This window comes from Nocardioides sp. NBC_00850, assembly GCF_045207335.1.
In the GTDB taxonomy this organism is placed as follows: Bacteria; Actinomycetota; Actinomycetes; order Propionibacteriales; family Nocardioidaceae; genus Nocardioides.
The window spans coordinates 4,826,696-4,851,239 of sequence record NZ_CP108845.1; the positions used below are offsets into that span (position 1 = coordinate 4,826,696).

At 69.7% G+C, this 24,544-nt stretch carries 18 protein-coding genes; 8 read left to right on the forward strand and 10 right to left on the reverse strand.

What is annotated here, in order from left to right:
• Positions 1 to 58: 58 nt before the first annotated feature.
• The 3 genes from OH802_RS23465 to OH802_RS23475 form a co-directional block, all read right to left on the reverse strand.
• On the reverse strand, positions 59 to 2,023 hold the full coding sequence (locus tag OH802_RS23465) for an N-acetylmuramoyl-L-alanine amidase (protein ID WP_406022618.1): 1,965 nt from the start codon (positions 2,021 to 2,023) through the stop codon (positions 59 to 61).
• Positions 2,024 to 2,165: 142 nt separating this feature from the next.
• A complete protein-coding gene (locus OH802_RS23470) occupies positions 2,166 to 3,740 on the reverse strand; it encodes an RNA polymerase sigma factor (protein WP_355231231.1) in 1,575 nt (524 codons plus the stop codon).
• 139 nt (positions 3,741 to 3,879) lie between these two features.
• Positions 3,880 to 4,458 carry an HhH-GPD-type base excision DNA repair protein gene (locus OH802_RS23475; protein WP_406022620.1) on the reverse strand — a complete coding sequence of 193 codons (579 nt, stop codon included), beginning with the start codon at positions 4,456 to 4,458 and terminating at the stop codon, positions 3,880 to 3,882.
• Between the two features lie 84 nt (positions 4,459 to 4,542).
• Here OH802_RS23475 and OH802_RS23480 point away from each other — a divergent pair, with 84 nt between their 5' ends.
• Positions 4,543 to 4,998: a hypothetical protein gene (locus OH802_RS23480; RefSeq protein WP_406022622.1), complete on the forward strand. Its 456-nt coding sequence runs from the start codon at positions 4,543 to 4,545 to the stop codon at positions 4,996 to 4,998.
• On the opposite strand, the gene OH802_RS23485 is transcribed toward OH802_RS23480, so the two are convergent.
• Positions 4,995 to 5,921, reverse strand: coding sequence for a DUF4192 domain-containing protein (locus tag OH802_RS23485; RefSeq protein ID WP_406022624.1), 927 nt, complete (start codon positions 5,919 to 5,921; stop codon positions 4,995 to 4,997). The genes OH802_RS23480 and OH802_RS23485 overlap by 4 nt on opposite strands.
• A gap of 137 nt (positions 5,922 to 6,058) precedes the next feature.
• On the opposite strand from OH802_RS23485, the gene OH802_RS23490 reads away from it, so the two are divergent.
• From OH802_RS23490 to OH802_RS23500, 3 genes are all read left to right on the forward strand, one after another.
• Complete coding sequence (locus tag OH802_RS23490; protein ID WP_406022626.1) at positions 6,059 to 7,369, forward strand: DNA polymerase IV; 1,311 nt, start codon at positions 6,059 to 6,061, stop codon at positions 7,367 to 7,369.
• A 150-nt stretch (positions 7,370 to 7,519) separates the two neighbouring features.
• Positions 7,520 to 9,655, forward strand: a complete 2,136-nt coding sequence (locus tag OH802_RS23495) for a S9 family peptidase (RefSeq protein WP_406022628.1) — start codon at positions 7,520 to 7,522, stop codon at positions 9,653 to 9,655.
• A gap of 205 nt (positions 9,656 to 9,860) precedes the next feature.
• On the forward strand, positions 9,861 to 10,808 hold the full coding sequence (locus OH802_RS23500; RefSeq protein ID WP_406022630.1) for an RNA polymerase sigma factor RpoD/SigA: 948 nt from the start codon (positions 9,861 to 9,863) through the stop codon (positions 10,806 to 10,808).
• Positions 10,809 to 10,931: 123 nt separating this feature from the next.
• Here the strand turns inward: OH802_RS23500 and OH802_RS23505 are convergent, their stop codons facing one another.
• From OH802_RS23505 to OH802_RS23520, 4 genes are all read right to left on the reverse strand, one after another.
• Entirely contained in the window at positions 10,932 to 12,071 is a 1,140-nt protein-coding gene (locus OH802_RS23505) for a DNA polymerase IV (protein WP_406022632.1), read from the reverse strand.
• A 35-nt stretch (positions 12,072 to 12,106) separates the two neighbouring features.
• Entirely contained in the window at positions 12,107 to 13,399 is a 1,293-nt protein-coding gene (locus OH802_RS23510) for a glycoside hydrolase family 3 N-terminal domain-containing protein (protein ID WP_406022634.1), read from the reverse strand.
• Positions 13,400 to 13,485: 86 nt separating this feature from the next.
• A complete protein-coding gene (gene coaE / locus OH802_RS23515; RefSeq protein ID WP_406022636.1) occupies positions 13,486 to 14,076 on the reverse strand; it encodes a dephospho-CoA kinase in 591 nt (196 codons plus the stop codon).
• A 41-nt stretch (positions 14,077 to 14,117) separates the two neighbouring features.
• On the reverse strand, positions 14,118 to 15,092 hold the full coding sequence (locus OH802_RS23520; RefSeq protein WP_406022638.1) for a helix-turn-helix domain-containing protein: 975 nt from the start codon (positions 15,090 to 15,092) through the stop codon (positions 14,118 to 14,120).
• Between the two features lie 89 nt (positions 15,093 to 15,181).
• Here OH802_RS23520 and OH802_RS23525 point away from each other — a divergent pair, with 89 nt between their 5' ends.
• Positions 15,182 to 15,328, forward strand: a complete 147-nt coding sequence (locus OH802_RS23525; protein ID WP_406022640.1) for a hypothetical protein — start codon at positions 15,182 to 15,184, stop codon at positions 15,326 to 15,328.
• Between the two features lie 175 nt (positions 15,329 to 15,503).
• On the opposite strand, the gene rpsA is transcribed toward OH802_RS23525, so the two are convergent.
• Positions 15,504 to 16,985, reverse strand: coding sequence for a 30S ribosomal protein S1 (gene rpsA / locus OH802_RS23530; RefSeq protein ID WP_350661292.1), 1,482 nt, complete (start codon positions 16,983 to 16,985; stop codon positions 15,504 to 15,506).
• Positions 16,986 to 17,235: 250 nt separating this feature from the next.
• Here rpsA and OH802_RS23535 point away from each other — a divergent pair, with 250 nt between their 5' ends.
• Positions 17,236 to 18,123, forward strand: a complete 888-nt coding sequence (locus OH802_RS23535) for a class I SAM-dependent methyltransferase (protein WP_406022642.1) — start codon at positions 17,236 to 17,238, stop codon at positions 18,121 to 18,123.
• Positions 18,124 to 18,216: 93 nt separating this feature from the next.
• Here OH802_RS23535 and OH802_RS23540 read toward each other — a convergent pair whose 3' ends face one another.
• Positions 18,217 to 19,179 carry a DUF3068 domain-containing protein gene (locus tag OH802_RS23540; RefSeq protein WP_406022644.1) on the reverse strand — a complete coding sequence of 321 codons (963 nt, stop codon included), beginning with the start codon at positions 19,177 to 19,179 and terminating at the stop codon, positions 18,217 to 18,219.
• 110 nt (positions 19,180 to 19,289) lie between these two features.
• Between OH802_RS23540 and OH802_RS23545 the strand changes: the two genes are divergently transcribed.
• Together OH802_RS23545 and OH802_RS23550 are read left to right on the forward strand one after the other, a co-directional pair.
• The gene (locus OH802_RS23545) at positions 19,290 to 21,212 is read left to right on the forward strand and encodes a hypothetical protein (protein WP_406022646.1); all 1,923 of its coding nucleotides are present in this window, start codon (positions 19,290 to 19,292) and stop codon (positions 21,210 to 21,212) included.
• A 32-nt stretch (positions 21,213 to 21,244) separates the two neighbouring features.
• A complete protein-coding gene (locus OH802_RS23550) occupies positions 21,245 to 22,477 on the forward strand; it encodes an acyltransferase family protein (protein WP_406022648.1) in 1,233 nt (410 codons plus the stop codon).
• Positions 22,478 to 24,544: the final 2,067 nt, after the last annotated feature.

Genomic DNA, 24,544 nt, shown 5'->3' on the forward strand with positions numbered 1-24,544 from the left:
TTTCGTCGCCCACAACTACCTTCTCGGCCGCATCTTCTGCGGTCTCGGCTGGGGTCGGTCAGCCGTTGGTGACTGTCACGTCGTCGGCCATGACGTACGCGATCCGGTGGTTGAACCAGATCTGGTAGTAGACCGTGCCGCCGGTGATCACGATGCAGTCGGGGATGCCGTCGACGGTGGCGCAGTTGAAGTTGACCGCCTTGTAGTAGTCGGTCGGCACCGTCGCGTCGGCCAGGACGTACTTCTGACCTGCGGGGATGGTGTACTGCAGCGGCGCGATCGTCCGCGGCGTGACGCCGTCGGGGTAGTCGCTGGCCTTCGTCGGATAGGCGGTGCCGTAGATCTTCGCGGTGGTGCCGGCCTTCGGGGTGACGACCTTGCCGTCGGAGGGCAGGAGTACGTCGCGGGGGTTCTGGATCCAGCCCTGCTTGCCGCCGAACCAGACTCCCCACCACGTCGAGCGGGTCCGGTCGTTGACGACGACCTTCTGCCCGGCCGCCAGGCGCGGGCCCCAGTTGGAGACCTTGGCCGACCCGCCGACGACGGTGTCCGGCAGCAGCGGAGCGTCGGTCGAGGGCTCGGAGCGGACGTTGACGAAGTTGGTGCCCCGGTCGCTCGGGCACGGTACGCCCGCCTCCGTGCAGCCGGTCATCACGTTGTCGGTGTTGGTGTCGAAGTCGGGTTTGACCGTCCAGATCTCGCTGCGCGACTTCCGGTCGGCCTTGATCGGCGACCTCAGCAGGTCGAAGTAGTGGCTCCAGTCCCAGTAGGGGCCCGGGTCCCAGTGCATCCCGGCGACGTTGGCCGGAGCGACGCCCTGGACCTGGTCGTGGCCGATGATGTGGGCCCGGTCCAGCGGGATCCCGTAGCTCTGGGCCAGGTAGCCGACCAGGGTGGCCGAGGTCTGGTACATCGCCTCGGTGTACCACGCTCCGTCGGCGGCGTACCCCTCGTGCTCCAGCCCGATCGAGTGGCTGTTGACGTACCAGTTGCCGGCGTGCCACCCGACGTCCTTCCCGGGGATGTGGTGAGCGACGTGGCCGTCGACCGAGCGCAGCGTGTAGTGCCAGCCGAGGTAGGTCGGGTCCTGGACCAGCCTCACGGTGCCGTCGTAGGAGGTCTCGGTGTCGTGGATGACGATGTAGTCGACCGAACCCTCCTCGGGCCGGCTGCCGAGGTCGTGGTTGCCGTAGTCGCCGATCGTGTCGCCGGTCTGCTCGTAGGGCGCCGGCAGCGACTCACAGCCGAGCACCGCCGGACACTCGACCGCGTCCCCGGTCGCGGACTCGGCGAGGTCCAGCCGTCCGATCGCCTCCTCGCTGGCGGCGACCGGCTTCGCGGCCAGAGTGACCTGGTGCCCGTCGTTGGTCGTACGCGACTCCCCCGCGCTCAGCGTCGCGAACACCTGCCGGGCGAACTTGAGCGCGGTCGCCTCGTCGGCGGCCCCGCTGTAGCGGCCCACTGCCGCACTCCAGTCCGCCAGGCTCTCGGCCCCGCCCGCGGCCTCCTGGTAGTCGGCGAGGACGGCGGCGCCACCGCAGATGTTGGCGACCGCGTCCTCGCGCAGGTCGGTGACCGGGATCCCCGTGATGTCGTTGGCCGTACGCAGCGTCTCGACCTCACCCAGCCGGACCGCCTCCTCGCGCTGGCGCGTGGTGGTTGCGGGCAGGTTGGAGCCGTCGCCCTTGCCGAGCGGGTCGAGATGGGCCTCGGTGTCCTTCGCCAGGGCCGGCAGGTCCGTCAGGTGCATCGGTCCGTAGCCGCCCGATGTGCTCGGTGCCTCCCCGTGGGCATCCCAGCGCGACTCCATGTAGGAGACCGCGAGCAGCACCTCGGCAGGCACCCCGCTGGTCTCCGCCGCTCGCTCGAAGACCGCCTGTCGGTCGGTGGTGCCCTCCAGGCAGGCGTTCCAGTCGGGCTCGGCGGCCGAGGCGACCGCCGTGATCGGCACCGCGACGAGCAGGCCACCGAGCAGCGCTCCGGCCGCGGCCAGGGCCGGCCGGTGTGGACGTGAGAGACGCATAGGCACGAGAAGACCTCCCGGGACGCGGACAAACCGACCCGTGCAACCTAGCCGAATCCGCAGTTGTGGCGGGCGAGTCTGCGGAAATGGCGAACGCCCTCCCAGAAGTCCGGGAAGGCGTTCGAGGAGATCTTAGCCAGATTCAGTCGAGATAGTCGCGCAGAACCTGCGATCGGGACGGGTGTCGCAGCTTCGACATCGTCTTGGACTCGATCTGGCGGATGCGCTCGCGGGTGACCCCGTAGACCTTGCCGATCTCGTCTAAAGTCTTCGGCTGACCGTCGGTCAGGCCGAAGCGCATGCTCACGACGCCGGCCTCACGCTCGGAGAGCGTGTCGAGCACCGCATGCAGCTGCTCCTGGAGCAGCGTGAAGGAGACCGCGTCGGCCGGGACGATCGCCTCGGAGTCCTCGATCAGGTCGCCGAACTCGGAGTCGCCGTCCTCACCCAGCGGGGTGTGGAGCGAGATCGGCTCGCGGCCGTACTTCTGGACCTCGATGACCTTCTCCGGGGTCATGTCGAGCTCCTTGGCCAGCTCCTCCGGGGTGGGCTCGCGGCCCAGGTCCTGGAGCATCTGGCGCTGGACGCGCGCGAGCTTGTTGATGACCTCGACCATGTGCACCGGGATACGGATGGTGCGGGCCTGGTCGGCCATGGCGCGGGTGATCGCCTGACGGATCCACCAGGTGGCGTACGTCGAGAACTTGTAGCCCTTGGTGTAGTCGAACTTCTCGACCGCACGGATCAGACCCAGGTTGCCCTCCTGGATCAGATCCAGGAAGAGCATGCCGCGGCCGGTGTAGCGCTTGGCCAGCGAGACGACGAGACGGAGGTTGGCCTCGAGGAGGTGGTTCTTGGCGCGCTTGCCGTCCTCGGCGATCCACTCGAGCTCATCGAGGATCTTCGGGGTGATCTTGCCGCCCTTGCCGAGCTTCTCCTCGGCGAAGAGGCCGGCCTCGATCCGCTTGGCGAGCTCGACCTCCATCTCGGCGTTGAGCAGCGGGACCTTGCCGATCTGCTTGAGGTAGTCCTTGACCGGGTCGGCGGTCGCGCCGGCGACCATGACGGTCTGCTCCGGCTCGTCGGTGTCGTCGGAGGTCGAGACCACGAAGCTCTGCTTCGAGGCCTCCTTCTCGTCCTCCTTGATCGTGGGATCGGCGGCGACATCCTTCTCGAACTGCTCGTCGGGAATGTCGGGCAGGACCTTCTTGCCGTCAGGACCGAGCGGGACGACCGGGGTCTCCTCGTCGGTGTCGTTGTCCGAGTCGTCGACCTCGATGTCGTCGACGTCGACCTCGACGTCCTCGAGGACGATCTCCTCGCCGTCCTCGTCGATCTCGGTCGTCTTCTTCGGCTCGGGCTCATCGGCCTTCTTCGCCGCGACCTCGGTGGCCGGCTTCGCGGGCGCAGCCGCCGCCTTCTTGGCGGCCGCCTTCTTCGCCGGCGCCTTGGCCGTGGTCGTCTTGCGGGTCGAGGTAGTCGCCGCCGCGGCACGGCCGGTGACGGCGGTGCCTAGGTCCACCGAGATGCCGAGCGTGCTCAGGTGACCGAGCAGTGCCTTGAGGTGCCTGGGCTCGACCGCGGCATCCTCGCTGGCCTGGCGGACCTGGTCGGGACTGACCCGTCCGGTTGGCTTGGCCTGGTCGATCAGCGCCTTCACGGCAGGGTGGGCGAGTACCTCAGCAGGTATCTTGCGCGCGTTCGAGGACACGAACACCTCTCCGTCGAACTTGGTCGAGACTTATCAAAAACTGAGTTTGGGCGCGGCAGGGCCCGGGGTCGTCAAGAGCCGCAGATTCATTCTGCCACGATGGTGGTGAACATTCCCCATCCGGGGCATCATGTCCCCCAGCAACTCATCCGGCTGCTTTGGCTGCGGCTTTCTTCTGCTGTTTGTAGTCACGTACCTTCTGCAACGACGCAACGTCGACGACGTCAGCCACAGAACGGTAACCATCGAGTGCGTAGTCACCGACGGCCTCCTGCCAGCCATCGGGCCGCACTCCCAGCTGCTTGGCCAGCAGCGATACGAAGATCTGCGCCTTCTGCTTCCCGAAGCCCGGGAGCGCCTGGACCCGCTTGAGCAGGTCCTTGCCGCTGGTGGCCTCGGTCCACAGCCGGGAGACGTCGCCGCCGTACTCGTTGGTGACGATGGTCGCGATCCCCTGCACCTTCGCCGACATCGAGCCGGGGAACCGGTGGATCGCGGGCGGCGTCGAGGCGATCGTCTTGAACTCCTCGGGGTCCATCTCGGCGATCTTGGCGGGATCCAGGTGGCCGAGGCGGGTCACCAGCTTGTGACCGCCCTTGAACGCATCCTCCATCCGATACTGCTGATCCAGGGCCATACCCAGCAGCAGCGCAAACGGATCCTCGGAGAGCAGCTTGTCGGCGGCCTCGTCGCCGGTGATGTGGAGAGAAGGCATAAGGGACATCCTGCCTCATCTCGCGGTGCAGTACGTGGTCATGCCTGTGGAAAGACGGTCGCGGGAATCCGGCGTCCGTTGCACGCTAGGCCCATGGCCACCATGCCCACTCTGTCCGAGACGTCCGTCGAAGGGCTGCACGAGCCGCTCTCGCCAGTGCTCGAGAAGCGGTTGCGACGTGCTGTGCTCGACCACACCGCCACCGAGCATCGACGCTCGTTCCTGGCGCTCGTCCATCTCGGCATCCCGGGCGGCAAGGAGGTCGCCCACGCGCATCGCGAGGACGAGCCCACCGACCAGTGGCTGCGCACCGACATCATCCACAGCATGCGCCGTCGGGTCGGCGTGCCCGAGCCCATTGTGTGGCTGACGCGTGCCGGCGGCCTGGAGATCGAGGACGTCGACCTCCGCTGGCTCTCCGCCGCCCGACAGGCGTTCCGGGAGATCGGCACACCCCTGACGTACGTCGTGGTGACCCGCAACGCGTGGGTCGATCCACGCTCGGGGCTGAGTCGCCGGTGGAAGCGGCTGCGCTACCGCAACGACTAGGCCGGACGGTCCGACCAGGTGAGCGCCTCCTCCCAGGCCGTCGGAGGAACCGCACCCTCGAGCATCTGCGCGACCAGCACCCCGAGACCGTGGTGACGCTCGCTCGCGAAACACCTGTCGAGCGCACACCAGGCGAGCGCACCGTCGCCGCCCAGCCAGGCGGCGAAGGCCAGCACGGCGGCCGGGTGGGCGACGTGGTCGTCGGGGCTGCGGCGTACGACATCGGTCCACAGACGCACGTGGGCCCTCGCCTCCTCCCGGGTCATCCCGCCCCAGGCGGCGTCGCGCCGCTGCGGGTCGCGCAGCGCGAGCAGCAGGGAGGCGATCTGGGTGGCCGACAGCACCGTCCCGGCCACCGCGTCGTCGACCAGTCGGCCGACCTCGTAGATCTTCATCGACGACGCCTGCTCCAGAGCCGCCTCGGTCTCGGCGACGGCCTCGGGCACCGCGGCGATCGAGGCGGCCAGCTCGGTGCGCGAGCGGCGCACCAGATGTCCGTCGTAGACCGCCTGGGCGCGGAACGGATGCGCACCGACGTCGAAGGGCACGCCGTCCTCGGAAACGCCGTGGAACCCGAGCGGGTCGAACCACCGGCCGTCCTGCACCCGCAGGCACCCGATCAGGTCGATCTCGCACTCCGCGAGCCTCTCGGCGAGACGGCGGGCGAGCTTCACGCCGAAGCGCGAGCCACTGTCGTAGAGGACGAGCAGGACGCCGCGCACCTGGTGTCGGACGGCGGGCAGCAGCAGGCTGTCCAGGCAGTCCTCGACCTCGTCCGGCGGAGGTAGGTCGATCCTGCCATGGACCTGATGCTCACCGCCGAAGGTCAGCATGACGATCGACTTCTCTGGCTGGAAGCCGAGCAGGACTGGGACTGCCGCCAGGACGTCCTCGGGACGGGCGATGGAGAGTTTCGTGGTCATGCGGACCACACTCGCCGCGACCCACCGACAGTTTCGTCGCCAATAACCGTGCCTGTGGACAACCGCCTCCCCAACCGCACCTGTGGACGGTGAACGGCCCGCCTCAGACTGTCCCCGCTGCCAGATAGGTTGCCACCATGAGAGCGCACGCGTCGGTGATGCACCTCGACCTGGACGCGTTCTTCGCCTCGGTCGAGCAGCGCGACAAGCCGTCCTTGCGCGGCAAGCCGGTGGTCGTGGGCGGCATCGGAGGACGCGGCGTGGTCAGCACCGCCTCCTACGAGGCCAGGACCTTCGGGGTGCGCTCGGCGATGTCGACCCGCGAGGCCCGCGCGCTGTGCGGGCACGCCGCCTTCCTCTACCCGCGCTTCCATGCCTATAAGAAGGTCAGCGAGCAGGTCTTCGGGATCCTGCGCGAACTCTCCCCGCTGGTCGAGCCGCTCTCGCTCGACGAGGCCTTCGTCGACCTCGCCGCCGCCGACCTCCCCGACCTCGAGGTCGACACCGTCACCGCGACCGCCTCGAGGATCCGCGAGGAGGTCGCCGAGGTCACCGGCGGGCTGAGCGCCAGCGTCGGCCTGGCCAGCTCGAAGTTCATCGCGAAGATCGCCAGCGACCTCGACAAGCCCGACGGCCTGGTCGTGGTCGCGCCCGGCACCGAGCTCGACCTGCTCCGTCCGATGAACGTCAAGGTGATCCCCGGCGTCGGTCCTGCCACCTCCGAGCGCCTGCGCCGCGCGGGCATCCACACCGTGGCCGATCTGGAGCAGGTCAGCGTCGAGGAGCTCGTACGCCTGGTGGGCAAGTCCCACGGCACCAACCTCTACAAGCTGGCCAGGGCTCAGGACGATCGCCGCGTCGAGCCCGAGCGCGAGACCAAGTCGGTCAGCGTGGAAGGCACCTACGATACCGACCTGACCGACCGGCCGCTCATGGAGCAGATCCTCACCCGACAGGCCGGCGAGGTCGCCGCCAGGCTGAAGAAGAACGGGCTCTCGGGCCGCACGATCACGATCAAGGTCAGGCTCTACGACTTCACCACGATCAACCGGTCCACGACCCTTCCGGCGCCGACCGACCAGGCCGGCACCATCGCCCGCCTGGCCAGGACCCTGCTCGGCGAGCTCTTCACCGCAGGCGAGACGGCCGGGGGCGTACGCCTTCTCGGGGTCGGCGTCTCCGGACTCGCCGACTGGATCCAGGAGGACCTCTTCGGCGACGACACCGACGAGGACGCCGAGCCCGACCTCCCCCTGCCCGAGCCGGCGCGGCGGCCGACCTGGGCGGCCGGGATGGACGTCGTCCACGCCGAGATGGGCCGCGGCTGGGTCTGGGGCTCGGGGCGGGGCGTCGTGACCGTGCGCTTCGAGACCGCCGAGACTCCCGCCGGTCCGGTGAGGTCGTACGCCGTCGACGACCCCGACCTGCAGCCGTTCAGCGAGTCCTGACGCCCACTCCCCCGGCTCGATCTCGCCGTCGCGGCGAGCGGGTGCAGTATCGCGCCAGACGACCAAGGTGTGCGATAGCGCGTTGCGATGGACCGGGCGCGCCGGTCCCGTGGTCGAGGCAGCGAGGGTGGCGGGGATAGGGTCTCGTTCATGTCTGCCGCCCTCTCCTCGACGCCCTGGCCGATCGCCCCCAAGAAGCCCTCGTCCAAGCAGTTCCACGGCCTGACCCGGACCGATGACTACGAGTGGCTTCGGGAGAAGGAGAACCCTGAGGTCATCGCCTACATCGAGGCCGAGAACGCCTATACCAAGGAGCAGACCGACCACCTCGCCGACCTGCGCACGCAGATCTTCGAGGAGATCAAGGCACGCACTCTCGAGACCGACCTGAGCGTCCCGACGCGATCGCGCGGCTACTGGTACTACGGCCGCAGCTTCGAGGGGAAGCAGTACGGCGCGAGCTGCCGGGTGAAGGCCACCGACCCCGACGACTGGACCCCGCCGACCCCGGCCGACGTCACCCACGACCAGCCCGCGCTCCCCGGCGAGGAGGTGCTGCTCGACCTCGACGCGCTCGCCGAGGGCCACGACTTCTTCAGCCTCGGCGGCTCCAGCGTGAGCCCGTCGACCACCCTGCTCGCCTACGCGACCGACGTCGCCGGCGACGAGCGCTACACCGTACGCGTCAAGGACCTCACCACCGGCGAGCTGCTCGACGACGAGCTCACCAACGTCCACGGCGGCGCCACCTGGGACCGCGAGTCCTCGGCGCTCTACTACACGACCGCCGACGAGTCCTGGCGTGCCGACAAGATCTGGTGCCACCGCCTCGGCACCAGCCAGGACGAGGACGAGCTGGTCTTCCACGAGACCGACGACCGGTTCTGGGTCGGCGTGGGACGGACCAAGTCCGACCGGTTCATGTTCATCGGCACCGCCGCGAAGATCACCGCCGAATACCGCTTCCTCGACCTCGACGACCCCGACGCCGGCTGGCAGGTCTTCGCCGCCCGCGAGGAGGGCGTCGAGTACTCCATCGAGCACGCCACCATCGCCGGCGAGGACGTCTTCCTGGTCACCCACAACGCCTCGGGTCCCGACTTCGAGATCGCCACCGCGCCGATCGCCCCGACCCCGCGGACCGAGTGGCAGCCGCTCGTCCCCCACACCCAAGGCGTACGCCTGGAGGACGTCGACGCCTTCGCCGGCCACCTGGTCGTGCACCAGCGCAGCGAGGGCCTGACCCAGCTCCGCATCCTGGAGCTCGGTGAGAACGGTGTCGCCGACGACTACCTGGTGAAGTTCGACGACGAGCTCTACACCATCGGCTCGGGCTCCAACCCCACCTTCGAGAGCCCGATCGTGCGGCTCGGCTACACGACGATGCGCACCCCGGCCTCGGTCTACGACTACGACGTACGCAGCCGCGAGCTGACGCTGCTCAAGCAGGCCCCGGTGCTCGGTGGCTACGACCGCGACGACTACGAGGAGCACCGGCTCTGGGCGACGGCCGAGGACGGCGTACGGGTGCCGATCTCGATCGTGGCGAAGAAGGGGCTCCACGAGACCGGGCCGATCCCGGTCCTGCTCTACGCCTACGGCTCCTACGAGGCCAGCATGGACCCCTACTTCTCCATCGCCCGGCTGAGCCTGCTGGACCGCGGGATCGGCTTCGCGATCGCCCACATCCGCGGCGGCGGCGAGATGGGCCGGGCCTGGTACGACGACGGGAAGATGCTCAAGAAGCAGAACACCTTCTCCGACTACATCGCCTGCGCGCGCCACCTCGCCGAGTCGGGCTGGTCGACGCCCAGCCAGATCATCGCCGAGGGCGGCAGCGCCGGCGGGCTGCTGATGGGCGCGGTCGCCAACCAGGCGCCCGACGCCGTGGGCGCGATCGTGGCCGCGGTGCCGTTCGTGGACGCGCTGACCACGATGCTCGACGCGACGCTGCCGCTGACGGTCACCGAGTACGACGAGTGGGGCAACCCGGAGGCCGACAAGGAGACGTACGACTACATGTCCTCCTACGACCCCTACACGAACGTCACCCGGCAGCACTACCCGCCGATCCTGGCCGAGACCAGCATCAACGACACCCGCGTGCTCTACGTCGAGCCCGCGAAATGGGTCGCCAAGCTGCGCGCGACGACAGAGAATCCTGGTGACGTACTCCTGAAGACGGAGATGGCGGCCGGACACGGAGGAGTCTCGGGGCGCTACAAGGCGTGGGAGGACCGGGCGTCCAGTCTCGCCTGGATGATCGACCAGGTGACCTCTTCGTAGGGCATATCTGCGGGGATCTCGGGGTACTCCATGAGAAACCCCTGAGATTCACCTCGCGATGCAACTTATCGCCCGCGGCGTACGTCGAACCGGACAAGAGATCGAAGACGGATTCGATGACAAGGCGCTCTACCAGGGAACACCTGGGAGGGGCGAAGCGTTGAAACCACCGTGAGGCCACAAACCTCACCGTGAGGAGGTTCCCATGGCGACACGCACCGCCACTGCCACCCGAGAGATCGAGGGCCGTGACAGCGTCGGGCTGTATCTCGACGAGATCGCCCGCAACGAGCTCTTGGATGCTGCCAAAGAGGTTGAGCTGTCCAAGGCGATCGAGGCCGGCCTGATGGCCGAGCATCTGCTGGCCGAGGGCCGCGTCGGCCGCAAGAAGGCACCCGGTGGGGCCACCCGAGCCGAGCTGGAGTGGCTGGCCGAGGAAGGCCACCGCGCCACCCGTCAGTTCATCAACGCCAACCTGCGACTGGTGGTGTCCATCGCGCGGAAGTACGGCCGCGCGCAGATGCCGATGCTCGACCTGATCCAGGAAGGCAATACCGGCCTGATCCGGGCCGTTGAGAAGTTCGACTACACCAAGGGCTACAAGTTCTCGACGTACGCGACGTGGTGGGTGCGCCAGGCGATCACCCGCGGCATCGCGCAGCAGGCGCGTGTGGTCCGGCTCCCGGTCCACGTCGTCGAGGAGCTCAACCAGGTCGGCGGCGCCCGCCGCACCCTGGAGCGTCAGCTGGGTCGCGACCCGGAGCCGGAGGAGATCGCCGGCGAGCTCGGAATGGACATCGACCGCGTCCTCGACCTGCTCTCCTGGGGGCGTGACCACGTCTCGCTCGACACGCCGATCGACGAGGACGGCGACACCTCGCTGGGTGACCTGATGGCTCAGGAGTCCACACCGTCGCCTGACATGGACGTCATCGACGTCGAGTCGCGCGAGCGGCTCAACTCGCTGGTCGGCCAGCTCGACGAGCGTTCCGCCGACATCGTCCGCTCCCGCTACGGGCTCACGGACGGCCGTCAGCACAAGCTCGCCGACATCGGCGTCAAGCACGGCATCTCCGCCGAGCGCGTACGCCAACTCGAGCGCGAGGCCCTGCAGAAGCTGCGCCGCTTCGCAGACCCCGACCTCGCGGCCTGATCCCAACCCCAGATTCGGCGCCCCTCCTGGAGGGGCGCCGAATCTGTAGTTTTGGCGCGCCGAGAATGTAGTTCTGGGCGACGAAAGTAGAGTTTCGACCGCCACAACTGCAGTTTCGGGCGGTCAGTAGCCACCGGGCGGCGGAGCCATCTCCAGGCGTACGCCGATCAGGCGGACCGGGCGGTCCTTCTCGACCCGCTCCAGGAGCGCCTCGGCCTCGTCCGCTAGGCGGTCGGGGTCGAGGGTGGGCTCGGGGAGCTTGTGGCCGCGGGTGACGGTGAAGAACGGCTTGAGCCGCACCTTGATCTCGACCCTGGTCACCGGGCGGCCCTCCTTCACCACGTCCACGAGGCACTCGGCGCACAGGCGGCGGGTCGCGGCGACGATGTCGGGCCACTCGACGAGGTCCTGCTGGAAGGTCTCCTCGTGGCCGTGGCCGCGCGCGACCCACGGCGACGGGTCCACGGGGCTGGTGTCGGCGCCACGGCCCAGACGGCGCAGCCAGGGGCCGGTCGTGGGGCCGATCTCGGCGGCCAGACGCTCCGCCGAGGCCGCTCCCAGGTCGGCGACCGTCTCGATCCCGAGCCCGGCGAGCCGCTTCGCGGTCTTCGCCCCGATCCCCCACAGCGCGTCGGTCGGACGGTGACCCATCTCGGCGTCCCAGGTCTCATGGGTGATCCGGTAGACGCCGGTCCCCCGCAGTTGCCCGCCCGGTCCGGGCTCGTGGCCGCCAGCACCGGCCTCACGCGCGAGGGCACCGTCGACCCGCTGCTTGGCGAACCCCGTGGCGAGCTTCGCCTGCAGCTTGTTGTCGCCGACACCGACGCCGCTGCGTAGCCGGGTGCGTTCGAGCACGAGATCGCGTACGTCCTGGGCGAAGGCCGCCGGATCGCCGAGGTCGCCGTGACCGGGGCCGGGCCCGAGGAACGCCTCGTCCCAGCCGAGGACCTCGACCAGGACAGGTACGCCGCCCCACTCCAGCGATCGCAGCGTGTCCATGACGCCCGCGGAGGCCTCGTCGTAGGCCACGTGGTCGACCGGCAGCAGCACCGCGTCGGGACACTTCCGCACCGCCAGCCGCAGCGGCATCCCCGAACCCACCCCGTGCGCCCGAGCCTCATAGGAGGCCGTCGAGACCACCGCCCGCTCGGTCGGGTCCCCGCGCCCACCCACGATCACCGGTTGACCGGCCAGCTCGGGCCGGCGTAGCACCTCCACCGCCGCGATGAACTGGTCCAGGTCGACGTGCAGCACCACCGTCATGCGTCGATGGTGCCACGAACAGCCGCAGCGAAGCGTCAGCCTTGCGAGGCAGCCTCGGAGAGTGCCGCGGAGGCCCGCTCCGCCTGCTCGCGTACGTCGCCGGGAACCGGCACTGCGCCGGCGGTGCGCTGCTGCCACAGCTGCATGGCGACGACCTTCGCGGCGGCGTCCTCGACGAGTGAGCGCTCGAGGCGGCCGGAGCGCAGAGCCTTGACGACGCTGCGGTGGGCGGCCTTGGAGTTGGCCGGCATCAGCAGGAGGTCGGCGCCGGCCTCGAGGGCGGCCACCGAGGGCTTCTTGGTGGTGGTCGTGACGGCGCCCATGCCCAACGAGTCGGTGACGGCGATGCCGTCGAAGCCGAGGTCGTCGCGGAGCAGGTCGTAGATGGGGGCCGCCATGCTGGCCGGCTTCCCGGGTGCCACGGCCTTGACGTCGACGTGGCTGATCATGACGGCCGGTGCGCCGGCGTCCACGGCGGCGTCGAACGGCACCAGGTCGCGGCGCTTGAGCTTCTTCTTCCCGAAGTCGAGCTCCTGGAGCCCGAGGTGGGTGTCACCGGTGACCGCGCCGTGGCCCGGGAAGTGCTTGGTGGTGGAGACCAGGCCGGCGGCGTTGTAGCCCTGCACGGCCGCGGAGACCGCCGTCGCGGCGATCCTCGGGTCCTCGCTCGGGGAACGCGAGCCGATCGTCGGATCGGCCGCGCCGATGGTCACGTCGGCGACCGGCGCGAACGCCCAGGTGAAGCCCAGGTCGCGCAGCTCGAGCGCCGTCGTCCGCGCCGCCTCGGTCGTCACCGTGACTCCCTTGCCCGGCTTCGCCTCGATGGCATCCCCCGTGCGTGCGAACTCGGGGAACTCGGTGGCCACGCCGCGCAGGTGGGAGACGACGCCACCCTCCTGGTCGACGCCGATCACCGCGGGGAACGAGCGGCCATCAGCCGCGACCGCACGGGAGACCGCGGCGGTCGTCTCGCGCACCTGTGCCTCGTCGACGACGTTCTCGCCGGTCACGCTGACGCCGGCGAGGTGGAGCTTGCGCACCATCTTGGCGGCCTTGGCCGGGTCGGTGCCGTGGTAGCGGCCGACGATCACCTGTCCGGCGAGCTGCTTCTCGTCCCAGCCCGACACCAGCTCGCGGGCGGTCGCCAGCTCTCCGCGCGTCGGCCCCCAGGCGAGCGGGGTGGTGTCCTTCTTGGGGTCGGTCTTCGTGGTGGCATTGGCCGGCCTGTTCGGCTCGTCCTCGACCCTCGTCGGCATTCCGACGGTCACCGCCGCCGCGCCCGCGCCGGCCGCCAGGGCCAGCACGGCACCCGCGATCACCGGTCTCATCCAACGCCTCGGCCGACGCCGCTGATCCTCTGAATCGGTGTGCTTGCCCCCAGTCACGCGGCCGAGTATGTCAGCAACCCCGCCTATTAACACGTTCCGGCGAGTGCGTCGTAGATCTCCCGCACGCGCTTCCGCAGGTCGTCGAGGGTGCCGGTGTTGTCGATGACGTACGTCGCCGCGGCGAGCCGATCCTCGCGACTGGCCTGCGCGGCGATGCGGGCGCGGGCGTCGATCTCGGTCATCCCGCGCGCGATCGCCCGCTCGACCTGGGTCTCGACCGGTACGTCGACGACGATCACCTCGTCGAAGAAGGGCGCGTAGCCGACCTCGACCAGCAGCGGGATGTCGTTGACGACCAGCTTTCCGGCCGTCCGCCCGGCCTCCTCGAGCTCCGCGGAGCGTGCCCCGACCAACGGGTGCACGATCGCGTTGAGCCGCTCACGGGCGCCCTGGTCGGCGAAGACGATCTCCCCCACCTTGGCCCGGTCGAGCGCACCGGACTCGGTCAGCACCGAGGGCCCGAACTCCGCCACGACCTGCGCGAGCCCCGGTGTGCCCGGCTCGACGACCTCCCGGGCGATCTTGTCCGAGTCCACGATCACCGCCCCGAACCCGGCCAGAAGCTCCGACACCGTGCTCTTCCCCGAGGCGATCCCGCCGGTGAGTCCTACGCGCATGGGCCCAACCTAGTGGGGCCGCTGTCAGCGCCTCACGCCGCCTAGGCGGGCATGGCCGCGTCGAGGCTGTCGCTGCAGGCGAACCGGCGCCGGTAGGCCTGCGGGGAGAGCCCTCGCACGCGGGTGAAGTGGTGGCGCAGCGCCGCGGCGTTGCCGAAGCCGACCTCGCCCGCGATCCACTCCACCGATCGGTCGGTGCGCTCCAGCAACTCCTCCGCCCGGCGCACCCGTTGGGCGGTGATCCAGGCATAGGGCGTCGCGCCGGTCTCGGCGCGGAACCTGCGGGCGAACGTACGCGGCGACATCAGCACCTGCCGGGCCAGCGAGTCCACGTCGAGGTCTTCGTGGAGGTTCTCCACGATCCAGGCCAGCAGTGGACCGAGCGTCTCGGCGTCGACCTCCGGCACGGGGTGGGAGATGAACTGCGCCTGCCCGCCGTCGCGCTGGGGCGGCACGACCATGCGCCGGGCCACGGCCGAGGCGACCGCTGCACCGTACTCCTGGCGCCAGATGTGCAGGCACGCGTCCAGTCCGGCGGCGGTGCCGGCGCTGGTGATGATCTGCCCGGTGTCTACGTAGAGCACCTCGGGCACCACCTTCGCCTCGGGGAACCTCTCCGCGAGCTCGTCGGTGTACTTCCAGTGGGTGGTGCACTCACGCCCGTCGAGCAGACCCGCCGCACCCAGTGCGAAGGCCCCGCCGCAGACGGTCAGGATCCGGGCGCCACGGTGATAGGCGCGCAGCAGCGTCTCGGCCACCAGCGGCGGCACCGGGTCTCCCCTGCGCATCGCCGGCACACACACCAGGTCGGCCTCGTCGGCCCGCTCGAGACCGTACGTGGCCTCGATCCCGAAGCCCAGGTTCGTACGTACCAAGCCGGGCTCGAGCGAACAGACGCCGAACTCCAGCAGCGGCACCCCGTCGTCACGCCGGTCGAGCCCGAACGCCTCGCACACGACTCCGAACTCGAAGGGGGCGACACCGTCCCAGATCACCGCAGCTACGTTCCTAAGCACCTTAGAAGGGTGCCAGTTGGCAGGAAATCGCGCAACTTAGGCATTTCTGCCAATGTGGCAGGAATACCTGGTAGCGAAGAATTACTGCCATGAACACAGCACTCCTCGCCCTCATCGTCCTGCTCGCCGTCGCCGCCTACGCCACCATCTCGACCGTACGCCACGACCGCCCCAAGGCCGCCCCGCGGTCCCACGCCTCCGACCCCGACTTCCTCCCCGCAGTCCGCTGGCACTGAGAGACGGGCACCCGAATGAGTGCACCTGAAGATGCCGAAGACCCGGCCCCACGACAGGGACCGGGTCTTCGGCGTTTCAGAGCCTCAGCTCCGCGCTTCGCGCGGTTACTCCTTCGCTCGGCTCGAGCGGACGAGCAAGCTCGCCGCTCGACCTCGCTCCAGTCGTCTCAGCGTTTCACTGACCGCCGGTCAGCTTCTCGCGGAGAGCCTGCAGCGCCTCGTCGGAGGCGAGCGAGCCGCCCTCGTCCTCGGAGACGGTCTCGTCGACCGAGCCACCCGAGGAGTAGGAGGTGGCCTCGCCGGCCTCGGCAGCCTTCTCCGCGGCCTCCTGCTGCTGCTTGATGTGGGCCTCCCAGCGAGCGTGGGCCTGAGCGTACTGCTGCTCCCACTTCTCACGCTGCTCGTCGTAGCCCTCGAGCCACTCGCCCGTCTCCGGGTCGAAGCCCTCGGGGTAGAGGTAGTTGCCCTGCTCGTCGTAGCTGGCCGGCATGCCGTAGAGCGTCGGGTCGAACTCCTCGACGTCGGTCGAGGTGACCGTCTCGTTGGCCTGCTTGAGCGAGAGCGAGATGCGACGACGCTCGAGGTCGATGTCGATGATCTTGACCATGACGTCGTCGTTGACCTGGACGACCTGCTCGGGGATCTCCACGTGGCGCTCGGCCAGCTCGGAGATGTGCACCAGGCCCTCGATGCCCTCCTCGACACGGACGAACGAACCGAACGGCACCAGCTTGGTGACCTTACCCGGGACGATCTGACCGATCTGGTGGGTGCGGGCGAAGTGCTGCCACGGGTCCTCCTGGGTCGCCTTCAGCGACAGGGAGACACGCTCGCGGTCCATGTCCACGTCGAGAACCTCGACGGTGACCTCGTCACCGACGGTGACGACCTCGGACGGGTGGTCGATGTGCTTCCAGGACAGCTCCGAGACGTGGACGAGACCGTCGACGCCGCCGAGGTCCACGAACGCACCGAAGTTGACGATCGAGGAGACGACACCCTTGCGGATCTGACCCTTCTGGAGCTGGGTCAGGAAGCCGTGGCGAACCTCGGACTGGGTCTGCTCGAGCCAGGCACGGCGCGACAGGACCACGTTGTTGCGGTTCTTGTCGAGCTCGATGATCTTGGCCTCGAGGGTCTGACCCACGTACGGCTGCAGGTCGCGGACGCGACGCATCTCGACGAGGGAGGCCGGGAGGAAGCCACGCAGGCCGATGTCCAGGATGAGACCACCCTTGACGACCTCGATGACCGCGCCCTCGACGACGCCGTCCTCCTCCTTGACCTGCTCGATCGTGCCCCAGGCGCGCTCGTACTGCGCGCGCTTCTTGGACAGGATCAGGCGGCCTTCCTTGTCCTCCTTCTGGAGCACCAGGGCCTCGACCTTGTCGCCGACCTCGACAACCTCGGACGGGTCGACGTCGTGCTTGATCGAGAGCTCGCGCGACGGGATGACACCTTCGGTCTTGTAACCGATGTCGAGCAGGACCTCGTCCCGGTCGACCTTGACGATGACACCGTCCACGATGTCGCCGTCGTTGAAGTACTTGATGGTCTCGTCGATCGCGGCGAGGAAGTCCTCTTCCGACCCGATGTCGTTGATCGCGACCTGAGGCGCGTCGTAGTCGGGAAGAGGAATGTTGAGCGTGCTCGTCATAAGGGAGGTGGTTTCCTTGGGTGGACAGATATCGTCGGGTCACACACGGCTCAAGTCTCGGGTCGGCCACCCCTGCCGGCACCAGCACAACAGGCTTCGTCGCCCGGCGTGAACCGGCGGTCGAGGTAGCAAGCCAAGGTCCACTAGGTCTGGGACCCGGGCAGACTTCAGACGCAGTTTCTTAGCCTACGCTCCCGTCACAGGCTCCGTCCAACTGTCGACGTCACCCCGCTGGGCCTACGCTGTAGGGGTGGACCAAGCCATCAGCCCGGTCGTCCGACCGGAGGCGCCCATCGATCCCTTCGGCGCGATCGAAACCATCGGAACGACCGGCCCTGTGGTCAGAGCCGAGCGACGTACGGTCGGTGAAGCCGAGTCGCGCCGTGCGAACGGCCCCGACTGGGATCGTTACGCCGACGAGTACCAGGCAACGCACGGACCGTTCCTCGGTGAGGCCGGGTTCGTCTGGGGACCGGAGGGCCTGACCGAGGCCGATCTCGGCATCCTCGGCGACATCAGCGGCAAGGACGTGCTCGAGCTCGGCTCCGGCGCCTGTCAGTGCTCCCGGTGGGTGAACACCCAGGGCGGGCGCGCGATCGGCCTGGACCTGTCGGGTCGCCAGCTCCAGCACTCCCGGCGCCTCGACGAGCAGACCGGCGTGGTCGTGCCCGCCGTGCAGGCCACCGCCACCGACCTGCCCTTCGCCGACGACTCCTTCGACGTGGTCTTCTGCTCCTTCGGAGCGCTGCAGTTCGTCAGCGACATCGCCCACGCGCTCGCCGAGACGGCCCGCGTCCTTCGGCCCGGCGGCCGCTTCGCGTTCTCGATCACCCACCCGACACGGTGGATGTTCCCCGACGACCCCGGCCCCGAGGGCCTGATCGCGGCGCAGTCCTACTGGGACCGCACCCCCTACGTCGAGGTCGACGACGAGACCGGCGAGGTGTCGTACGTCGAGCACCACCGCACCCTCGGGGACTGGGTCTCGTTGCTGGCCGGTGCCGGGTTCCGGATCACCGACCTGGTCGAGCCCGAGTGGCCCGAGGACCACGAGCGGGTCTGGGGCGGCTGGTCGCGCACCCGGGGGCTGTTGACCCCCGGGACCGCGATCTTCGGTGCGGACCTGGCGAGCAGCTAGACAGGGTCCAGCTCAACCAGGCATGGAAAACGTCTGCGGGCCCGGAGACTGTCCTCCGGGCCCGCAGACGTTGACGCTGGTGTGTGCTGAGCCTCAGGCATCAACCAGGGTGCGGTCGTCCGCGGCGGCGTGGGCGCCACCGTTGGGCTTGCGACCGCGCAGCGCCAGCCACAGGCCGATCAGCAGGAAGATCAGGCCGGCGACGACGCCGCCGACGGGGATCCAGGTGCCGATCAGGTTGAGCTGGGCGATGTTGTCCTTCGCGTCCTCGGCGTTGTTGGAGACGGTCTCGTCGGAGTAGCTCATGTCGGCGTCGATCAGCACCATGCCGGTGCTGGTGACCATCTTCTGGGTCGCGCTCTGGTCGATGTAGGAACCGGTGGTCGGCTCGACGAAGATCGTCTGGGTCGCCTCGTAGGTGCCCCGGATGTCGTCCTCGGTGTCCTTCACCCCGTCGTCTCCCGCCGAGAGCGACGCGTCGTCCTCGGAGGCAGAGACCTCGAACTGGTAGGTCTTCACGCCCTCGACGTCGACGTCGTCGACGTAGGTGGCGATGACGGTCGTGCCGAGCGTGTCGTCCCAGTACTCGTAGTCGTGGCGCTGGGTGTCGAACGGGAACTTGCCGGCCAGGCCGGTCATGCCGTCGACGGCCCGGTCCTCACCGACGTACTTGGCCTGGTCCTCGACGACCTCGGAGGTCTTGCGGTCCATGGCGTAGGCGCGCTCCGTCGTGGTCACCACGCGGTCGTCGTCCTCGGCGCGGGCGCACGGAGGCGTGTCGCCCTCCTGGATCATGATGCAGCCGGCCTCGACGAAGACGACGACGTCGTCGGTCGACTCCTTCGGCGCCGCCTCGGTGGTCCGGGTGTACTTCACCGGAACTGGGGTATCCGACTTGGCCAGCGCGCCGCTGGCAGTGCCGTCCAGGACCGTCGTGGTGTTGACGTTGAGCGGCACGGTCGCCGCGGCGTCCCGGCCCCAGAAGCCCGCTACCGCGGCAGCGACCAGCGCAAACGCGCCGACCAGCAAGAAGACGTAACCAATCACTCTTCGCATGTTTTTGCCCCTCCCAAGGCCTCAGTTCCCCCCTCGATCCGCGAACCGTAGCAGCAATACCCGGTCCGGTGTGCAACGGGTCACAAACCGCTGTGCGACACTTCCTCTTCGTGTCCTCCCCCCACTCCGCCACCACCGCTGCCGGGCACACCGGCGGGCCCGCAGACGCGCCCGCTGCCGACGGCCTGCTCGCGACTCCCCGAAGTGTCGTGGCGACCGCGCTCGCCCTGATCGTGGCCCAGCTCGCCTTCCGCGCCTGGGCGCTGAGCGGCTCGTGGTACCGCTTCGACGACGCCAACTTCATGTCGAAGCTGATGTCGGACGGGCTCTCGGCCGACCTGCTCTTCCACGGGTTCGCCGGACACCTGATGCCGGGAGCGTTCGCGCTGACGGCCTACAACTTCGGCCTCGACCCCTACGCCTGGGCCTATCCGGCCGTCGAGCTCCTCGTGCTGCAGGCGATCGCGAACCTGGGCGCGCTGGTCTTCCTCTGCTCCGCGTTCGGGAAGCGGCGCGGGATCCTGCCGCCGCTGGCGCTGTTCCTGTTCAGCTCGATCAGCCTGCCGGCGTTCCTGTCCTGGGGTCCTGGGATCACCCAGCTGCCGTTCCTCGCCGCGATCTTCTGGGGGTCGTGGGCACACCTCAACTACCTGCGTACGCGGCGGTTCCGCTGGGCCCTGCTGACGATCCTCATCACGCTGGCCGCCATCGCCTTCGGCGAGAAGGCGATGCTGCTGTTCTGGCCCTACGCCGTGCTGGCGCTGGGCTGGTTCGCCACCGGCGACATCCTGACCCGGTTGCGGACGATCCTGACTCGCTACCTGCCCGGCGTGCTCCTCTACGGGGTCGTCTCGATCGGCTCCGTGGTCGCCTACCTCACCCTGGGCGCGGGATCGTCGAAGGCGTCGGGCAGCTCCGACGCCAACGGGTTCGCGCTGGTCGCCCAGCGGTTCCTGCTGGAGTCGTGGGCGCCCGGCGTGGTCGGCGGACCGCTGCGGTGGAAGTGGATCGAGGGCAACTCCGCCGGCTGGGCCGAGCCCGGCGCGGTGGTCTCGGTGCTCGCCGTCGGCGTGCTCGCGCTGCTGACCTTCGAGCTCGCCCGCACCCGCTCGATCGCGCTGCGGGCCTGGTGGCTGGTCGGCGGCATCCTCGTCATCGACATCGCTCTGATCACCGCCATCCGGGCCGGCGGAGTCGGCGCCGACATCGCGCTCGCCTACCGCTACCTCACAGACACGATCGCGGTCACCGCGATGGCGCTGGCGCTGGCCACGCTGCCGTTGCGCGGGGCGGTGGAGACGCTCACCCCGACGCGTACGTCGCCCTTCCTCGACGTCCCCCGGCGGGTCGCGGTGGCGACCGCGGTCGTCGCCGCGCTGGGGCTCTTCTCGTCCTACTCCTACGTCCAGGGCTGGCACGACGACGACAACACCCGGCGCTACATCGACACCGTCCGCGCCGACCTGGCCGAGGTCGACGAGCCGCTGCCGATGGCGGACGGGCCGGTGCCCGAGTGGATGGTCTGGGGCGCGTCGTACCCCTACAACCAGGTGAGCCGGGTCCTCCGGCCACTGTCGGACAAGATGGCGTTCCCCCGGGCCAGCACCGACAATCTCTACCTGGTCGACAAGGACGGCCACATCCGGCCGGCCCTGGTCGAGCCCGAGCGACGCTCGGTCGGCGCCGTCGACCCGACACCGAGCCTGGACAAGTGCAATCTGCGCGTGCGGCAGACACCGCTCCAGGTGGGCTTGGACGGCGGCGTCGACGGCGCCGGGTGGTGGATCCGGATCGCCTACGTGGCTGCCGACAAGGACGCGGGCCGGATGCGGGTGACCGCCGGCGACCACTCCTACGACGTCGAGGTCGAGCCCGGGTTCCGCAGCCTCTACCTGCGTACCGGCGAGGGACGCTTCGACACCATCGGCCTCCAGAGCCTGACTCCGGGGTCGAAGCCCTGCCTGGGTGGCATCGAGGTCGGCAGCGTGGTGCCGTTCGGCGACCCGATCTCAGGACCTGAGGACGAAGGCTGATGATGGACGGCCGAAGCGAAGCCCGAGGCGCTATGGACCGCCGATTCCCCACGCTCGACGCGCTGCGCGCCGTCGGGGCGCTGATGGTCGTGCTGACCCACGTCGGGTTCCACACCGGCCGCTACCCGCAGGGGTGGACCGGGGCGATGCTGGCCCACTTCGACCTCGGCGTGGCGCTCTTCTTCGTGGTCTCCGGGTTCCTGCTGGCCAGGCCGTGGTTCGCGGCCAGCGCCGCCGGGGCTCCGCCGCCGAGCACCGGACGCTACCTGTGGAAGCGGGCGCTGCGGATCCTGCCGCTCTACTGGGTCGTCGTGGCCGTCTGCCTGATCGCTGCACCCGCGAACTCCGACGTCGGCGTCGGCGGCTGGATCGCCAACCTGACCCTGACCCAGATCTACACCCAGGACACGCACGCCTACGGCCTGGCGCACATGTGGAGCCTGTGCACCGAGGTCGCCTTCTACCTCGCGCTGCCGCTGGTGGTGCGGCTGCTGACGCCGCGGGACCGCCTGGACGTACGCCGTGTGCTGGTCGTCTGCCTGCTGCTCTCGATCGGCGGCGTGGCCTTCGCGGCAGGCGCCCGGACCTGGTTCGACCAGCCGTTCGCTGCCGAGTGGCTGCCGGCCTACCTGCCGTGGTTCCTGGCCGGCACCGCGCTCGCGGCCTGCTCGGTCGACCCGGGCATGCGCGCGCGGCTGGACGCTGCCGCGCGCGACCTGGCCGGCTGGTGGCTGCTGGCACTGGGGCTCTTCGTCGCGGCCTGCACGCCGATCACCGGCCCGATCGGACTGGTCGATGCGCCGACACCGGCCGAGTCCGCGCTCAAGTGCGTGCTCTACGGCGCGGTCGCGGTGTGCGTCATCTTCCCGCTGGTCTTCGGGCCCGAGCTCGACGGCCCCGTACGCCGCTGGCTGGCCAGTCCGGTGCCCAGCGCGCTGGGCGAGATCTCCTACGGCGTCTTCTCGATCCACATGTTCGTGCTGCTGATGGGCATGGAGCTGCTCGGGTTCGGCACCTTCAACGACCGCTTCTGGACCGTCCTGGGGATGACGCTCGCCGTCACCATTCCGATCGCGGCGCTGTCCTACATCTTCTTCGAGCGCCGGATGATGCGGCTGCGCGGCTGGCGTCCCTCGGGGCGCCGGGCGAAGCGGCGGCCCGAGCCGGAGCCTGAAGCTGAGGCCGCACCTGAGTCTGCGTCAGAGCCCGGTGAGACCGAGGCGGCCGCGGCGACCAGCACGATCGCGACCAGCGAGAGCGCCTGAGCCGTCCAGGCGGGCGGGTCCCAGGGCAGGTCCCAGGCGGTCGGGAGGATCTCGACGGCCAGGGCGCCGGCGAGCAGCGCTGCCCCCGACCCGGCGGCCAGGAGGCGTACGAGAGCCGGCCGGCGGCCGGTCAGGCGCGGCAGCAGCCAGGCGACCACGGCGGCCAGGGCGCCCCACCAGCCGGCGAGCAGACCGGCCACCAGGACCAGCAGCCCGGCGTCGTACCACCGCCACGGCGCGGCCACCGGGAACAGCTCCAGACTCGGTGGGGTGCCGCGGCGACGCCATGAGGTCACCAGCGCGAGCACCAGGACCAGTGCGGCGCCGCCCGCACCGGCGATCAGCCCGGCACGGTAGGTGCCCTCGGGCGCGAAGCCGAAACGTACCTCTCCCCCGGCGCCGGCGGGCACGATCCAGCCCTGCTGCCAGCCGTCGACCCGCTGGGCGCGCAGGACCTTGCCGTCCAGGGTCGCGGTGGCGCCGGTGTTGATGTTCTGCGGGAGCACGAGGACCCGGTCGTACGCCTCGGCGGAGACCGTCGCCGAGACCGCGGCGTCGCGCTCGTCGCGCTCCACCTCGACCGCCTCCGGAGACTCCGCGTCCGCGATCACCTCCGCGCTGAGCTCGAGGCTGTCGACACGGAGCGCATCCACCGGGTCGGCGAGCAGGGTGTTCTCGCCGGCGGCCAGGTTGATCGGGGCCGTACCGCAGACCCTCAGCGGCAGCTCGCCGCCTCGCAGCAGGTCGGAGAGCGACCCGTTGACCGCGGTACGCAGCACCCGCTCGCCCACGCGGATGCGAGGACCGTCGGCGCAACCTGCCCGGAGGGTCCCGTCGCCCAGCGGACGGCCGTTGACCTCCAGCTCGGAGATGCCGGCGGGCAGCTCGGTCGCATCGGCCATGCTGGAGGGCTGGTCGTAGGCGGCGTCGGTCTCGGTGATCCGGATCCGGAGCCGGTCGGTGCGCCAGCCGCTGGGCACCTCGATGTCGCCGTCCGAGTCGACCTCGCGGGTGACCGTGCGCTTGGGACGGCGCAGATCGGTGATCTCGACCTCGGTGGGGATGCTGACCGGGGCCGCCTTGTTGACCACGAGTCGCAGCGACCTGATCCGCTGCCGCTCGGGCAACCCGAGGGTCACCGTGGCCGGGCCGGTCGAGGGCGCGCGCCAGGAGGTGCCGTCGTCGCCGTCGGCCATCGCGAGCGCCGACTGGGCGATGTCCCCGCTGCTCGGGGCGGTGATGTCCACGTCGGCGAGCGCGGCGGCCGCGGCGGCGTAGGCGTGGTCGCGGCGCAGCGACACGGTCCCGGCGACGTCGAACGACTGCCCGCGGGTGAGAGTGATGAGCCGGTCCAGATCGTCGCCGTCGTCGCCGGTGGCGGCCAGGAACGGCTCGCAGTAGAGCACCCCGCCCTGGTCCGCGCTTCGCGCGGTTACTCCCTCGCTCGGCGCGAGCGGACGAGCAAGCTCGCCGCTCGACCTCGCTCCGGTCGTCGCGATGCAGCCGCTGCGATCGGTGTCGCGACCGAGCCGGATCTTGCGGATCGTGGTGTCCTCCGGCGGCTCGGGGAGCGCGACCAGGCGCTGGGCGTCGACGCCCTCGATGTCGAGCTCGCTGATCCCCCAGGGGCCGTAGGCGGTGGCTCCCCGGGCGGTGATGGTGAGGTTGCGCGCGCTGAACCCGGTGAGGTCGTACGTCGCCTCCTCCCCCGGCTGCGGGGCGTAGACCTTGCGCATCTGGGCGCCGGCGACGAGCTCGAGGCGTTCGACCCCGACGACGTTCGCAGGGATCGTGATGGTGACCTTGCCGAGGTCGGTCTCGTCCTCGAACCGCACCCGGAACCAGGCGCCCTCGGGGGTGCGGTCCCATCCGGTCTCGGTGCGCCACGCGGTGTCGGGGTCGCCGTCCAGGGCCGCCGAGGGCGCCCGGCCGCGGTCGACCGGGACCTCCTCCGGGGTCGCCGCCGAGCTGGAGGCCTCCACGGCCTCGACCCCGCGCCAGACCATGGTGCTCTGCCACCGCTCCTGGTCCTCCAGGTAGCGGTGGAAGCTCTCGGGCTGGTCGGAG